The 13944-nt window shown below is 75.5% G+C and carries 17 protein-coding genes; 11 read left to right on the forward strand and 6 right to left on the reverse strand.

The window, feature by feature from the left end:
• Window positions 1–22 precede the first annotated feature (22 nt).
• Entirely contained in the window at window positions 23–679 is a 657-nt protein-coding gene (locus ACQP04_RS15770; protein ID WP_051737959.1) for a response regulator, read from the forward strand.
• Between the two features lie 90 nt (window positions 680–769).
• On the opposite strand, the gene ACQP04_RS15775 is transcribed toward ACQP04_RS15770, so the two are convergent.
• On the reverse strand, window positions 770–1558 hold the full coding sequence (locus tag ACQP04_RS15775; RefSeq protein WP_433507780.1) for a peptidoglycan-binding domain-containing protein: 789 nt from the start codon (window positions 1556–1558) through the stop codon (window positions 770–772).
• A gap of 341 nt (window positions 1559–1899) precedes the next feature.
• Here ACQP04_RS15775 and ACQP04_RS15780 point away from each other — a divergent pair, with 341 nt between their 5' ends.
• Genes ACQP04_RS15780 through ACQP04_RS15790 form a run of 3 tightly spaced genes read left to right on the forward strand, consistent with a single transcriptional unit; the run spans window position 1900 to window position 3529 of the window.
• Window positions 1900–2301 (forward strand): hypothetical protein, encoded by a 402-nt coding sequence (locus ACQP04_RS15780; RefSeq protein WP_433507781.1) that lies wholly within the window; start codon window positions 1900–1902, stop codon window positions 2299–2301.
• A gap of 23 nt (window positions 2302–2324) precedes the next feature.
• Window positions 2325–2903, forward strand: coding sequence for an RNA polymerase sigma factor (locus ACQP04_RS15785; protein ID WP_433507782.1), 579 nt, complete (start codon window positions 2325–2327; stop codon window positions 2901–2903).
• Window positions 2900–3529, forward strand: coding sequence for an anti-sigma factor family protein (locus ACQP04_RS15790; RefSeq protein WP_433507783.1), 630 nt, complete (start codon window positions 2900–2902; stop codon window positions 3527–3529). The genes ACQP04_RS15785 and ACQP04_RS15790 overlap by 4 nt, the downstream gene beginning before the upstream one ends.
• 6 nt (window positions 3530–3535) lie before the next feature.
• Here the strand turns inward: ACQP04_RS15790 and ACQP04_RS15795 are convergent, their stop codons facing one another.
• Window positions 3536–3838 (reverse strand): hypothetical protein, encoded by a 303-nt coding sequence (locus ACQP04_RS15795; RefSeq protein ID WP_433507784.1) that lies wholly within the window; start codon window positions 3836–3838, stop codon window positions 3536–3538.
• Window positions 3839–4131: 293 nt separating this feature from the next.
• On the opposite strand from ACQP04_RS15795, the gene deoC reads away from it, so the two are divergent.
• The 3 genes from deoC (at window position 4132) to ACQP04_RS15810 (ending at window position 5735) form a co-directional block, all read left to right on the forward strand.
• Complete coding sequence (gene deoC / locus ACQP04_RS15800; RefSeq protein WP_433507785.1) at window positions 4132–4596, forward strand: deoxyribose-phosphate aldolase; 465 nt, start codon at window positions 4132–4134, stop codon at window positions 4594–4596.
• Window positions 4593–4877 (forward strand): hypothetical protein, encoded by a 285-nt coding sequence (locus tag ACQP04_RS15805; RefSeq protein ID WP_433507786.1) that lies wholly within the window; start codon window positions 4593–4595, stop codon window positions 4875–4877. The genes deoC and ACQP04_RS15805 overlap by 4 nt, the downstream gene beginning before the upstream one ends.
• A 90-nt stretch (window positions 4878–4967) precedes the next feature.
• A complete protein-coding gene (locus ACQP04_RS15810; protein WP_433507787.1) occupies window positions 4968–5735 on the forward strand; it encodes an SDR family NAD(P)-dependent oxidoreductase in 768 nt (255 codons plus the stop codon).
• Between the two features lie 3 nt (window positions 5736–5738).
• Here the strand turns inward: ACQP04_RS15810 and ACQP04_RS15815 are convergent, their stop codons facing one another.
• The gene (locus ACQP04_RS15815) at window positions 5739–7112 is read right to left on the reverse strand and encodes an NtaA/DmoA family FMN-dependent monooxygenase (RefSeq protein WP_433507788.1); all 1374 of its coding nucleotides are present in this window, start codon (window positions 7110–7112) and stop codon (window positions 5739–5741) included.
• Window positions 7113–7131: 19 nt separating this feature from the next.
• The gene (locus ACQP04_RS15820) at window positions 7132–8286 is read right to left on the reverse strand and encodes an LLM class flavin-dependent oxidoreductase (RefSeq protein WP_433507789.1); all 1155 of its coding nucleotides are present in this window, start codon (window positions 8284–8286) and stop codon (window positions 7132–7134) included.
• 177 nt (window positions 8287–8463) lie between these two features.
• Between ACQP04_RS15820 and ACQP04_RS15825 the strand changes: the two genes are divergently transcribed.
• Genes ACQP04_RS15825 through ACQP04_RS15835 form a run of 3 tightly spaced genes read left to right on the forward strand, consistent with a single transcriptional unit; the run spans window position 8464 to window position 10930 of the window.
• Window positions 8464–9339 (forward strand): alpha/beta fold hydrolase, encoded by an 876-nt coding sequence (locus ACQP04_RS15825; RefSeq protein ID WP_433507790.1) that lies wholly within the window; start codon window positions 8464–8466, stop codon window positions 9337–9339.
• On the forward strand, window positions 9336–10475 hold the full coding sequence (locus ACQP04_RS15830; RefSeq protein WP_433507791.1) for an LLM class flavin-dependent oxidoreductase: 1140 nt from the start codon (window positions 9336–9338) through the stop codon (window positions 10473–10475). The genes ACQP04_RS15825 and ACQP04_RS15830 overlap by 4 nt, the downstream gene beginning before the upstream one ends.
• Complete coding sequence (locus ACQP04_RS15835; RefSeq protein WP_433507792.1) at window positions 10472–10930, forward strand: MarR family winged helix-turn-helix transcriptional regulator; 459 nt, start codon at window positions 10472–10474, stop codon at window positions 10928–10930. The genes ACQP04_RS15830 and ACQP04_RS15835 overlap by 4 nt, the downstream gene beginning before the upstream one ends.
• A gap of 27 nt (window positions 10931–10957) precedes the next feature.
• Here ACQP04_RS15835 and ACQP04_RS15840 read toward each other — a convergent pair whose 3' ends face one another.
• Window positions 10958–11860, reverse strand: coding sequence for a helix-turn-helix domain-containing protein (locus tag ACQP04_RS15840; protein ID WP_433508374.1), 903 nt, complete (start codon window positions 11858–11860; stop codon window positions 10958–10960).
• On the opposite strand from ACQP04_RS15840, the gene ACQP04_RS15845 reads away from it, so the two are divergent.
• Window positions 11821–12297 (forward strand): MBL fold metallo-hydrolase, encoded by a 477-nt coding sequence (locus tag ACQP04_RS15845; protein ID WP_433507793.1) that lies wholly within the window; start codon window positions 11821–11823, stop codon window positions 12295–12297. The two genes, ACQP04_RS15840 and ACQP04_RS15845, sit on opposite strands and share 40 nt — an antisense overlap.
• Here ACQP04_RS15845 and ACQP04_RS15850 read toward each other — a convergent pair.
• A complete protein-coding gene (locus ACQP04_RS15850; RefSeq protein ID WP_433507794.1) occupies window positions 12294–13892 on the reverse strand; it encodes an AMP-binding protein in 1599 nt (532 codons plus the stop codon). The two genes, ACQP04_RS15845 and ACQP04_RS15850, sit on opposite strands and share 4 nt — an antisense overlap.
• Window positions 13893–13944: the final 52 nt, after the last annotated feature.

Here is a 13944-nt window from a genome sequence, read left to right on the forward strand (position 1 = left end):
TGATCCTCCCTATGCTTCACCCGTGACCGCCGGCCGAGGGGGCGACGCGCGCATCCGCGTGCTGGTCGCCGACGACCACCCGTTCTTCCGCGACGGCGTGGCGCGCGGACTCGTGCAGAGCGGCCGGATCGAGGTGGTCGGCGAGGCCGGCGACGGCCGCGCCGCGCTCGAGGTGATCCGGGCCGAGTCCCCGGCCGTCGCGCTGGTGGACTACGAGATGCCCGACATCGACGGCCTCGGGGTGGTCCGCGCCGTCGTCCGGGACGGGTTGCCGACGCGGATCCTGCTGCTCTCCGCCCACACCGAGAGCGCCGTGGTCTACCAGGCGCTGCAGGAGGGGGCGGCCGGCTACCTGGCGAAGGACGCCCGCCGCGCGGAGATCGTGCAGGCGGTGCTCGACGTCGCCCACGGCCGCACCGTCGTGCCGCCCGAGCTGGCGGCCGGGCTGGCGGGCGAGATCCGGATGCGGGCCGCGTCGGACGGGCCGGTGCTCAGCGAGCGGGAACGCGAGGTGCTGGCGGCCTTCGCGCGTGGGCTGTCGATCCCGCAGGTCGCGAAGGAGCTGGTCATCGGGGTCAGCACGGTCAAGACCCACACCCAGCGGCTCTACGAGAAGCTCGGCGTGTCCGACCGGGCGGCGGCGGTGGCGGTCGCGATGCGGCGTGGGCTGGTGGAGTAGGCACCCTTAGGTCGGTGCCGCTCCGCTCCGGGAACGGCGGCGGGCCCGCGCGGGCTGCGCGGGCCGTCGGCCGATCCTCGTGCGTGGGCCTCACATGCCCGGCATCCCTCCCATCCCGCTCATCTGGCTGCCGCCGTTCATCTGGCTGCCGCCGTTCATCTGGCTGCCGCCGTTCATCTGGTTGTTCCCGTTCGCCAGCATCTTCGCGAGCGCGGCCCGGGTGGCGGCGTTCATCTGGCCGGTCTGCGGGAGGCCTGCGTCGCGCTGCAGGTAGGTGATCGCCTGCGTGGTCTGGGTGTTCATCAGGCCGGTGACGGGGCCCTCGTAGTAGTTCAACTGGCCGAGCTCCTTCTGCAGGGTCTCGATCGCGGCCGAGGGCGCCGGCGGCGCGGGCGGGGTGACGTGACCGCCGCTCGACGAGCCGCCGTTCGCGCTCGTGCCGCCGTTACCGGTCACGGGGTGCGCCGGCATCGGCGCGTGGCGCACCGGCGCCGTGGCGGCGCTCCCGGGGTCGGCCGGCGCCGTGGCTGCGAGCCCGGGGTCGGCCGGGATCGGAGCGGCGTCGTGGCCGTAGCCGAGCCCGTAGACCAGGCCGGTCGCGACGCCGGCGGCCACCACCAGGGCGCCGACGGTCAACCCGACGCGGCGCCAGGTCTCCTTCCGTCCGGGCACGTCGGCCGGGTCGTCGGGCCCGACGTAGGCGCCGTGGGACCGGCTCCAGGAGTACAGGGCCTCGGAGTACGGGGCGTCGGCGAACGGGTCGTCGGCAGGGGCCTTGGCGGTGCGGCCGGCTCCGGCGCCGGCGGACGCCTGCGGGGCGCCGTCGGCGTCGCGGGGGTCCTGCGGGGCGGGGGTGCTGATCGTGTCGGTGGTGCTCATCGGATTCTCCTTCCGAGGTGGGTCCGGGGCGGTCGCTCCGTCGAGAAGAACTCTCCTGCGGGAGGCCCCCCGCCACCGTCGGTCCGCCGGTCGATGTCCCGCCCGACCCCGCTGTCGGGCGATCGGAGGACAGCGGGCGTCGGGCGCCCGGTCCGGTGCCCGATGATCATCAGGAGCTGACCGCTCCGGAGGCCGCCCCGCAGAGCCCTCAGCTCCTTCTCGACGGCCGCCCGCCCCGGGGGAGGTCACGGGACGGTCACGATCGGGGGCGCTCGCAATCCCGCGCGCCCATCCTTCCGTAGCACCCGGGCCGGGGGAGCCCGGCCGAGGAGAGGAGCCCCATGACCCGCTCGCACGCCGCGTCCGCCGTCTCGCCGGCGGTCGTGACCCTGCTGCGCGTCCTGGCCGCGCTGTCCGTGCTGATGATCGTCGTGCAGGGGGTGTCGGCCGGCGAGATCCTGTCCCGCAGCGCGACCGCCCTGGCGCTGCACTCCGGCGGCGCGATCGTGGTGCACGTGCTCACCGGGCTGACGGCGATCGCCGCCTTCCTCGTCGTCCGCGCGACGGGTGGCCCGTGGTGGCCGCCGATCCTCGCCGCGGTCCTGTTCGTGGTGACCTTTCTGCAGGCCGCCCTGGGCAGCGGTGGGGTGATGGCGGTGCACGTGCCTCTCGCGATGATCTGCCTGGTGGGGGCGGTGTGGCTGCTGGTGTGGTCCTTCGGCACCGGCCGGGCCCGCGCCTGAGCGCCGGCGCCGGAGGGCGCGGGATGGCGTGGCGGGCCAGGCCGGTCGACGGGTTCCCCGACGACCTGCTGCTCGCCGGCCTGGCCTCGGGGGACGCCGAGCTGTCGGTCGCCTTCGTGCGGCGCTTCCAGAGCCGGGTCTTCGGCGTCGCGATGGCGGTGCTGGGCGACCCGCGCCAGGCCGAGGACGTCGCGCAGCAGGCCTTCGAGCGCGCCTGGCGGCACGCCGCGGTGTTCGACCCGCGGCGCGGCTCGGTGACCACCTGGCTCACCGCGATCACCCACCACCTCGCGATCGACGCCGTGCGCGCCCGCCGCGCCGCCCCCGTCGACCCGATGGCCCTGGAGGAGGTCCTCGGCGCCGGCCCGGACGGCCCGGAGCGCGCCACCCTCGCGGCCGAGTCCGCCGCGGAGCTGCGGGCCGCGATCCGCGCACTGCCCGCCGAGCAGGGGCGCGCCCTGGTGCTCGCCGCCTTCCGCGGGCTGACGGCCCGCGAGGTCGCGGAGAGCGAGGGCATCCCGGTGGGTACTGCGAAGACCCGGATCCGGACGGCCATGGTGCGGCTGGCGGCGGTCCTCGAGCCGAAGCGGGGCCCGTCGTGACCGGCGCGGAGTGCGCCCGCTGCCGCGAGCTCGCGCCGGAGCTCGCACTCGGCCTGCTCGGCGGGCACGAGCGCGCCGAGGTGCTCGCCCACCTCGAGGCCTGCCCGCCGTGCCGCGACGAGGTGACCCGGCTCGCCGGCGTCCACGACCGGCTGCGCGCGCTCGTCCCGCCGGTCGAGCCGCCGGCCGGGTTCGAGGAGCGGGTGCTCCGCAGGATCGGCCCGGTGCGGCCCCGACGACGACTGCCCGGCTGGGGCCGGGTCGCCGCGGCCGCCGCGCTGGTCGGGGCCGCGTTCGCGGGCGGCTGGATCGCCGGCACGACGACCGCCCCGGCGGCGCCCATGGTCGCCGCCCCGCTGCTCATGGGCGACCGGCACGTGGGCGACGTCCTGGTGAGCCGGTCGCGGCCCGACTTCCTGTCGGTCTACCTCGACGTGGCGCAGCCGGGACGACTGACCTGTGACCTCCTCCGGCAGGACGGCACGGTGGCCGCCTCCACCGTCTACGACGCCTCGGGCGGCACGGAGTGGTGGGGCGTGGAGAGCCCCGCCGACGCCGTCGCGAGCGTCCGGATCGCCGACGCGGCGGGCGGGGTGGTCGCGTCGGGTGAGGTGCCGCGGCCCTAGGGCGCGTCAGGACCCGGCGCGCCCGGGCCGCGGCATCGTCGACACCGTCGGCACCGCCGGGGTCGCCGGCTGCGCGGCGAACACGCCGGCCAGCACGGCGTCGAGGTCCGGGTAGGTGCGGTAGGGCAGGCGGGCGAGGCGGTACGCCGTCACCCGGTCGGCGCCCCGGGCCGCGGCCCCGGCGATGATCTCCCAGCGCTCGGCCGGGTAGCGGACGTCGCACAGCACGTCGACGAGCCGTTCGTGCAGGGTTCGCGGGGCGCGGTCCACGGACCGGCGGGCCCTGCCTCCCTCGGACGGTTCCGGCATCCTGGCGGCCTCCCGTCGGCCCGGGGCCGCAGGTGGTGGTCGACGGCCCGTCGACGCTGCAAGGTACGGACGGCCGGGGTGGGCGGGCAAGGTCCGTCGGCCGGTCGGCGGCCGAACCTCCGCCGGCCGCCGACCCGGTGCGGCTCCGTGCGGCCGCGCCCGCCTCCGCGCCGCTCTCCGTGCGGCCGCGTCCGGTCCGGTGCCGGTCAGTGCCGCTCCGTTCGATCCCGTGCGGCCGCGGGCGGCTCCGGTAGCGTCGCCCGCGACCCGTCCGCCGCCCCCGGAGCACGCGCATGACCCTCGACGCCCCCGCGATCGCCGCGATGATCGACCACGCGGTCCTCAAGCCCGAGCTCACCCGCGCGCAGGTCGACGCCGACCTGGCGATGGCGGAGCGGCACAAGGTGTTCAGCGTGTGCGTGCGGCCGTCCGACGTCGCCCACGCGGTGTCCGCGCTGGCCGGCAGCGGCGTCGCGGTCGGCACCGTCCTCGGCTTCCCGCACGGGACCACGTCGACGGCGGCGAAGGTGGCCGAGGCCCGGCAGGCGCTCGCCGACGGCGCCGTCGAGCTGGACATGGTGCTGAACATCGGCCGGCTGCGCAGCGGCCTGCTCGACGACGTGGAGGCGGACATCGCCGCCGTAGTCGGGACGGCGGGAGAGCGGGTGGTCAAGGTCATCCTGGAGACGGCCTTCCTCACCGCGACGAGATCGTGGCGGGCTGCCACGCGGCCGAGGCGGCGGGGGCGGCGTTCGTGAAGACGTCCACGGGATTCGCGGGCGGCGGCGCGACGGCCGAGCACGTCGCCCTCATGCGGGCCTCGGTCGGTCCGTCCGTGCAGGTCAAGGCGTCCGGCGGGGTGCGGGACCTGGACACCGTGCTCGCCCTGCACGAGCTCGGCGCCACCCGTTTCGGCACCAGCGCGACCGCGGTGATCCTCGAGGGCGCGGCCGCGCGGGCTGCGGGCGACCGGAGGGGGAGCGCGCCGACCCGACCCTCGGACACGGTGGTCGCGCGAACCGACGGCGCGTCCTACTGACCTGGCTCATCTGAACGAACGTTTGACAAGATCGCGGCCCGCGGCCTAGCGTCGGTCCGCCCCCGTCACCGACGCCCGTGGAGTGTGCCCGTGTCCCGTGAGCTCGAGGGGCAGGTCGCCCTCGTCACCGGTGCGACGTCCGGTCTCGGCCGGCGCTTCGCCGAGGTCCTCGCCGGCGCCGGCGCCGTGGTCGCCGCGGGCGGCCGCCGCGCGGACCGGCTGGAGGAGCTGGCGAAGGAGATCGAGGCCTCCGGGGGGCGGTGCCTGCCCGTGCAGCTGGACGTCTCGCGCGCGGAGGAGATCCCGGCCGCGGTCGACCGTGTGGAGGCCGAGCTCGGGCCCGTCACGATCCTGGTGAACAACGCCGGCGTCCCCGACGCGAAGCGCGCCCACCGGATGCCGCTCGAGGTCGTCGACGCCGTGCTCGACACCAACGTCCGCGGCCCGTGGTTGCTCGCGACCGAGGTGGGCCGGCGGCTGATCGCCGCCGAGCGGCCCGGCCGGATCGTCAACATCTCGTCGATGAGCGCCTTCGACTACCGCAACGGTGGCGCGGCGGCGCTGTACTCGGTGAGCAAGGCGGCGCTGAACCGGATGACCGAGGTGCTCGCCGTGGAGTGGGCGCAGCACCGGATCAACGTCAACGGCATCGCCCCGGGCGCCTTCCTCACCGAGATGATGGAGGGCATGATCGAGCGCCTGCACACGGACGCCGAGGGCCTGGCGGAACCCTTCCCGCGCAAGCGCCTCGGCGCCCCGGAGCAGCTCGACAGCACGCTGCTGTACCTGTGCTCGCCGGCGTCGGAGCTGGTCACCGGCACGGTGATCAAGGTCGACGACGGCCAGCACCAGCGCTGAGGGTCACTTCGCGACGGCGGTCCCCAGGTCCGCCGCCGCGGTGGTCGGTGCCGGCTTCAGGCCGAGGTGCTCGCGCAGCGTGGTGCCCTCGTACTCGGTCCGGAAGACGCCGCGCTCCTGCAACAGCGGCACCACGGTGTCGGCGAACTCGTCGAGCCCGCCGGGCGTGATGTGGGGGACGAGCACGAACCCGTCCGACGCGTCCGCCTGCACGAACTCGTCGAGCAGCTCGGCGATCCGGCCCGGGGTGCCGATGAAGTTCTGCCGGCCGGTCACCTCGATGATCACCTCACGGGTGCTGAGGTGCTTGGCCTCGGCGAGCTCGCGCCACTCGTTCGCGGTGGCGAGCGGGTCCCGGTACATCCGGACGCTCGCGCGCCCGCGGGAGATCGTGTTCTCGCCGACGACGGGGTCCACGGTGGGCAGCGGGCCGTCCGGGTCGTGGTCGGACAGGTCGCGGTTCCACAGCTGCTCGAGGAACTTGATCGCGGTGGCCGGACTGACCTGCTGGTTCCGGACGTGCCGGGCCTTCTCCTGGGCCTCGGCCTCGGTGTCGCCCAGCACGAACGTCGCCGCCGGCATGATCTTGAGGTCGTCGTGGGAGCGGCCGTACTTCGCCAGCCGGCCCTTGACGTCCGCGTAGAAGGCCTGCCCCGCCTCGAGCGTGCCGTGCCGGGTGAAGATCGCGTCCGCCCCGGAGGCGGCGAACTCGCGGCCCTCCTCGGAGTCGCCGGCCTGCAGGATCACCGGGCGGCCCTGCGGGCTGCGCGGCACCGGGAACCGCCCGTGGATGTCGAACTGGTCCGAACGGATCGCGAAGTCGCCGCCCGGCCGCCAGAACTCGCCGGTCTCCTTGTCGGCCACGATCTCGTCGCCCCGCCAGGAGTCGAACAGCTCCCAGGTGGCGGCGAGGAACTCCTTGGCGCGCAGGTACCGCTTCTCCTGCGGCAGGAAGCCGCCGCGACGGAAGTTCTCGCCGGTGAACTCGTCCCACGAGGTGACGACGTTCCACGCGGCGCGGCCCGCGGAGAGGTGGTCGAGCGAGGCGAACTGGCGGGCGACCTCGTACGGCTCGTTGAAGGTCGAGTTGATCGTCCCGGCCAGCCCGAGCCGGTCGGTGACGGCCGCGAGCGCGGCCAGGATCGTGAACGTGTCGGGCCGCCCGACGACGTCGAGGTCGTAGATCAGCCCGTTCTGCTCGCGCAGCCGCAGCCCCTCGGCGAGGAACAGGAAGTCGAACCTCGCCCGCTCAGCGGTCCGGGCGAAGTGGAGGAACGAGTCGAACTCGATGTGGCTGCCGGCCTCCGGGTCGCTCCACACCGTGGTGTTGTTGACGCCGGGGAAGTGCGCGGCGAGGTGGATCTGCTTGCGCGGCATGCGGTGTCCTCCCGTGCGGTCAGGCGGCGTAGCGGTCGGCGGGGCGGTCGAGGCCGAACAGTCCGCGCAGGGTGTCGGCCTCGTAGGCGGTGCGGAAGGCGTCGCGGCGCTGCAGCTCGGGAACGAGCCCGCGGGTGATCTGTACGAGGTCGTGGTCGACGGAGCCGGGGCGCAGCCGGGCGCCGGCGAGCCCGGCCTCCTGCCACTCCAGCAGCAGGTCGGCCAGCTCGGCGGGGGTCCCGACGACGATCCGGGCGTCGCTGATCAGCTCGCGGCCGAGCCGGGTGTCCATGCGGCCCTTGCGGTCCCGGGCGGCCTCGGCGCTGTCGTCGAGGAACACCACGACGTCGCCGAGCACGTGCAGCGGCTCCTCCGCCCGGCCGGCCGCCTCCTGCTCGCGGCGGATCTCGCCCAGGATCGGGGCCACGTCGGTGGTCTCCTGCGGGGTCACGAAGCCCAGGTCGCAGGAGCGCGCGACCAGCCGGTAGGCGTAGTCGCGGTGCGCGAGCGCGGCGACCAGCGGCTGCCCCTGCGGCGGCCGCGGGGTGATCGACGGGCCACGCACGGAGAAGAACCGGCCCTCGAAGTCGATGTAGTGCAGCTTGTCCCGGTCGACGAACCGGCCGGTCGCCGCGTCGCGGATCTCGGCGTCGTCCTCCCAGCTGTCCCACAGCCGGCGGACGACCTCGACCCAGTCCGCGGCCTCGTCGAACAGCTCCGGCGCGTCCTCCCGGGCGATCTCCCGCCGCCCGACGAGCGCCGCCTCGTCCGGGCGCGTGGACACCCGCACCCGCACCCCGGCGCGGCCGGTGCTCACGTAGTCGAGCGTCGCGATGCCCTTCGAGAAATGAAAGGGCTCGGTGTGGGTGGTGACCGCTGTGGGCACGATCCCGATGTGCGAGGTCAGCGGTGCGACCCTGGCCGCGACGAGCAGCGCGTCGAGCCGCCCGCGGACCTGGTCGGTGCGCTCGTCCGGCTGATGAGGGCGCGAGGACTGGATGGCGAAGCCGTCCTCGATCGTGACCAGGTCGAGCAGGCCGCGCTCGGCCTCGCGGACCTGGTCGGCCCAGTAGCCGGCGTCGAACAACGCGGTGGGCCGCGCCTCGGGCTCGCGCCACGAGGTGGGGTGCCAGCCGGTGCCCTCGAGGGCGACGGCGAGGTGCAGGGGGGTCATCCGACAGCTCTCCCTGGGGACGGGTCGAGGAAGGGGCGTGCGCGTCAGCGGGCGCGACAGCCGGTGGTCGTGACGAGGCAGCGGTCGATCCACCGCCGCTGCGTCAGTACCCCGGGGACCACACCGTCGACACTAACCGCGGGCCGGGCCGAAGACGACGTCGTAAGGTCCTTCAGCGTGGCAGGGAGCACACGAACGACCCCGGACGCCGACGGCTACGCGCTCGCCTACGAGCGGGCCGGGACCGGCAGCCCCGTGCTGCTGCTGCACGGTTGGCCGGGCGACCGCGGCGACTGGGCCGCCGTCGCGCACCTGCTCGCCGACGCGGGCACGGCGGACGTGGTGTGGCCCGACCTGCGGGGGTTCGGCGAGTCGGACAAGCACGAGGGCGGCGACGTCGCTGCGGCGGGCCAGGCCCGCAGCGCGCTCGCCCTGCTCGACGAGCTCGGCATCGAGCGCGCGGTCGTCGCGGGCTACGACGTCGGGAGCCGGGTGGCGCAGACCCTGGCCACCGAGCACCCCGACCGGGTCGCGGCGCTGGTCCTCGCGCCGCCGCTGCCCGGCGCGGGCCGGCGCGTGCTGGAGCCCGAGGCCGCCGCGGAGTTCTGGTACCAGCACTTCCACCGGCTCGGGCTGCCCGAGCAGGTGATCGACGGCCGGCCCGACGCGGTGCGCGCCTACCTGCGGCACTTCTGGCAGCACTGGTCGGGTCCGGACTTCACCGTGGAGGAGGAGCGACTCGACCGGCTGACCGAGCGCTACTCGGCGCCGGGGGCGTTCACGGCGTCGGTCGGCTGGTACCGCAGCGGCTCCGGCATGATCGCGCGCTCGCTCGCCGAGGAGCCGCCGGCGAACCGGATCACCGTCCCGACCACGGTGCTGTGGCCCGAGCACGATCCGCTGTTCCCGCGCGCCTGGTCCGACCGGCTCGACGACTGGTTCGAGAAGGTCGACCTGCGCCCGCTCGACGGCGTGGGCCACTTCTCGCCGGTGGAGGCGCCGGACCGGTGGGCGGCCGTGCTCACCGAGGTGGTCGAGGGGGGCCGCGGGTGAGCCTTCCGCTGTCGATCCTCGACCTCTCGCCGGTCCCCGCGGGCGGGACGCCCGGCGACGCGCTGCGGAACTCGATCGACCTCGCGCAGGCGGCGGAGCGGGCGGGCTACCACCGCTACTGGGTTGCCGAGCACCACCTCGTCACCGGCGTCGCCTCCTCGTCCACCCCGGTGCTGGTCGCCCTGATCGCCGCGGCGACCGAGCGCATCCGGGTGGGGTCCGGCGCGGTACAGCTGCCGCACACCCGGCCGGTGCAGGTCGCCGAGCAGTTCGGCACCGTGGCCGCCGTCCATCCCGGGCGGATCGACGTCGGGCTCGGCCGCTTCGACCTGCACCGCATCCTGCGGCTGATCAGGAACGGTCCCACGGGGCGGCCGGGCGGCCGGCTGCCGGAGACCCGCACGGTCGACGGGCTGCTGCTGCCGAAGCCGGGAAAGGTCCCGTCGGACCTGGGGTTGTACGGCTGCCTCGCCGAGTTGCTCGGCTTCGACCCCGACCAGGAGCCGCCGGACTACGGCCGGGAGGTCGGCGAGATCCTCGCGTACTTCGCCGGGACCGCCCGCGGCCCGCGCGGCGAACCGCTGCACGTCACGCCCGCGGAGGGCGCCGACGTCGACGTCGTGGTGCTCGGCTCGACGCCCGGGGAGAGCGCGCGGGTGGCCGGGCAGTACGGGCTGCCGTTCGCGGTGAGCTACCACCTCGTGCCGCACCTGGTGCTCGACGCCGTCGCCGCCTACCGCGAGGCCTTCCGGCCCGGCCGGGTGGCCGAGCCGCAGGTGATCGTGTCCGCGGACGTCGTCGTCGCGGAGACGGACGAGCGGGCCCGCGAGCTCGCCGCACCCTACGGCCAGTGGGTGCTGGACATCCGCACCGGCCTCGGGGCCCGGCCGTACGCGACGCCGGCGGAGGCGCGTGCCCGGGAGTGGACGCCGGAGGAGCGGGCCGGGGTGGCCGACCGCGTCGACACCCAGTTCGTCGGGGCCCCGGACACGGTGTGCGAGCGGCTCGCCACCCTCGCCAGCGTGACCGGGGCGGACGAGCTGCTGGTCACCACGATCACCACCGACCACGCCGACCGGGTCCGCAGCCACGAGCTGCTGGCCGAGGCATGGGCGGGGTGGCGGACGGGCGGATGACGGACGGCACGGATCCCGACGCCCTCGCGGACCGGCTCGCCGAGGTCTACCTGGTCGTCGGCCCGCTGTACCGGCGGGTGCTGCGGGAGGTCGAGGCCGACGGTCCCGGTGCCGGGGTGTCCGCGGGCGTGCGCGCCGTGCTGGACCTGCTGCACCGCACCGGCCCGATGACCGTGCCGCAGATGGGCCGGGCGCAGTCGCTGAGCCGGCAGTTCGTGCAGCGCATGGTCAACGACGCGCGGGAGGCCGGGCTGGTGGAGCGGGTGGACAACCCCGCGCACCGCCGCTCCGGCCTGGTGCGGCTGACCCCCGAGGGCCGTCGCACGATCGGCGCGATCAGCGGGTGGGAGCACGCGCGCCTGCGCACGCTGGCCGAGCGGATCACGGGCGACGACGTCGAGGTCACCCTGCGCGTCCTGCGCGCGATGCTCGGGGAGCTCGACGAGATCGAGTGATCAGCGGGCCGCCGGCGGATCGGCTGATCAGCGGACCGCCGGCCCGTCGGCGAACTGGTCGCGGTGCCGGCGCGGGCTGGTCCCGAGCACCTGCCGGAAGTGCCGGCGCAGCGACGCCGAGGAGCCCAGCCCGGAGCGCTCGGCCACCTCGTCCATCGGCAGCTGCGTGGTCTCCAGCAGGGTGCGGGCCAGCTCGAGGCGCTGGCGCAGCAGCCACCGGCCCGGGCTCTCCCCGGTGCGCTCGGGGAAGCGGCGGGTGAAGGTGCGGCGCGACATCAGGGCGCCGTCGGCCCAGGCGTCGAGGTCGAGCGGCCGGTCGAGGCGCCACCGCGCCCAGGCCATGGCCGCGGCGATCTCGTCGGGGCCGTCGTCGTCGGGAACCGGGGTGCGCACGAACTGGGCCTGCGACCCGTCCCGGTGCGGGGCCATCACCAGGCGCCGGGCCACCTCGCCGGCGACGGCGGCGCCGAGGTCGCGGCGCACCAGGTGCAGGCAGCAGTCCAGCGCGGCGACCGTGCCGGCCGAGCTCACGACGTCGCCGAGGTCGGTCCACAGCACGTCCGACCGCACCCGGATCCCGGGGTGGCGGGTCGCGAGGAGCGGAGCGGCGTGCCAGTGCGTGGTGACCTCGCGGCCGTCGACCAGCCCCGACTCGGCGAGGACGAAGGCGCCCAGGCAGAGCGCGACGATCCGGGCGCCCCGGGCGTGCGCGGCGCGCAGCGCCTCGCCCAGCTCCGGGGCCACCGGCAGATCGGGGTCCCAGCTGGGCACGACGACCGTGTCGGCCTCCGCGACCGCCTCCAGCCCGTGGTACACGGCCAGGTCGAAGCCGGCCCGCGTCGGCAGCGCGCCCGGTTCCGCGGCGCAGACCGTGACCCGGTAGCGAGGGATTGGCGCCGTGGGAGACCGCGGAGGTTCCGACGCCCGCAGGGCCGCTGGTCGTGCGGGCGGTGCCGGCGCGGCACGGCCCGCCCGGGGCGGAGGCCTTCTCCGGCCCGGTGACCGGGTTCGTCCTCGAGGCACCGGACGGGACCACGGTCTACGTGTCCGGGGACAACGCCTCCGTCGGCGTGGTCGAGGAGATCGCAGAGCGCGTCCCGTGCGTCGACCTCGCCGTGCTGTTCTGCGGCGCGGCGCGCCGCCCCGACCGGCCCGAGCCGCTCACCCTGACCGCGGCGGACGCGGTTCTCGCGGCCAGGGCCCTCGACGCCCGCCGGGTCCTGCCCGTGCACACCGAGGGCTGGCTGCACTTCACCGAGGGGCCGGGAACGCTGCACCGCGCCTTCGCCGAGGCCGGGCTGGCGGACCGGCTCACGATCCTGCCGCTCGGGGTGCCCACCCCGCTCCCGGACCCCGTCTCGGTCTAACGACCCTGCTGCCGCAGCAGGAAGCGCTGCACCTTCCCGCTCGGCGTCTTGGGCAGGGCGTCGACGAGGTGGACCCGGCGCGGGTAGGCGTGGGCGGCGTAGCGGGTCCGCACCAGCCGGGCCAGCTCGTCCGGCAGGTCGGGGGTCGCCTCGACGCCCTCGCGCAGCACCACGAACGCCTCGACCACCTCGCCGCGCAGCTCGTCCGGCATCCCGACGACGGCGACCTCGGCGACGGCTGGGTGCGTCGACAGCACGGACTCGACGTCGAACGGGCCGATCCGGTAGCCCGCCATGATGATCACGTCGTCGTCCCGGGCGGAGAAGTACAGGTGGCCGTCGGCGTCGGCGCGGCCCGCGTCGCCGGTGAGGTACCAGCGGCCGTCCTCGCTGAACCGGTCGCCGCGGACGCCGCCCGCGTAGCCCTCGAACCACAGCAGCGGGCTGGCCGGCACGTCGAGGGCGACGCGGCCGGGGGTGTCCGGCGGGACCTCCTGCCCGGAGCCGTCGTCGGCGAGGACGGCGACCCGGAAGCCCGGCAGCGGTCGGCCCATCGAGCCCGACCGGATCTCCGTGCGCAGGTCCGGGTGCCAGGCGTTGGCGACGACCATGCCGAGCTCGGTCTGCCCGTAGTGGTCGCGGATCTCCACCCCGAGGACCTCGCGGCCCCACGTCACGAGGTCCGGGTTCAGCGGTTCGCCCGCGCTGGAGCAGGTGCGCAGCCGCAACCCCCCGGGCGGGGCGATCCCGGAGGCGCGCAGCCCGCGGTAGACGGTCGGCGCGGCCGCGAACGCGGTGACGCCGAACCGGCCGAGCACGTCCCACGTGGACCTGGCGGAGAAGCCGGCGTTCAGCAGGAGGGTGCGCCGTCCGGTGGCCAGCGGGGCGAGCAGCGCGTAGTAGAGCCCGTAGGCCCAGCCGGGGTCGGCGGCGTTCCAGAAGACGTCGTCGGCGGTGACGTCGAGCGCGAGCTCCTGGTAGGCGACCATCGACGCCAGCGCCTTCGCCGGGACGATCACGCCCTTCGGCTTGCCGGTGGTGCCGGAGGTGTAGAGCTGCACCATCGCGCCGTCCGGCCCGACGACGGCGGCGGGCGCGCCGGTGGGGGAGGCGCCGGCGAGCCGGTCCCACTCCGCCGACCCGACCGTGACGACGGTCCAGGGCGCGTCGGCCGGGATGTCCTCACCCGGGTCGAGCTTCGGCCGCTGGGTCTCGTCCGTGATCACGACGGTGGTGCCCGAGGCGGTGAGCCGCAACGCGATCGCCTGCGGGGCGAAGGCGGTGAACAGCGGCACGTAGACCGCGCCCAGGCGCAGCACCGCCACCACCGTGACGAGCAGGTCCGCGGTCTTGGGCAGCAGCGTAGCCACCCGCGAACCGGGCCCGACCCCCAGCCCGGCGAGGCCGGCGGCGAGCCGCTCGGACCGCTCGCGCAGCTCGCCGTACGTGAGGTCGACGGCCGAGAGGTCCCCGGCCACCAGCGTGGCCGCCACGTCCCGGGCCGGGTGCCGGTCGCACAGTTCCGCGGCCAGGCAGAGGTCCGCGCGCCCGTAGTGCTCCCGCAGCTCCGTGGCCCGCGTCGTCGCGTCGGTCATGCGGGTGATCGTGGCACAGCCGCGCGCCACCCACGGTCGGTCCCGGCCGTGG

The sequence above is a fragment of the Pseudonocardia halophobica genome, assembly GCF_050948485.1.
GTDB lineage: Bacteria > Actinomycetota > Actinomycetes > Mycobacteriales > Pseudonocardiaceae > Pseudonocardia > Pseudonocardia halophobica.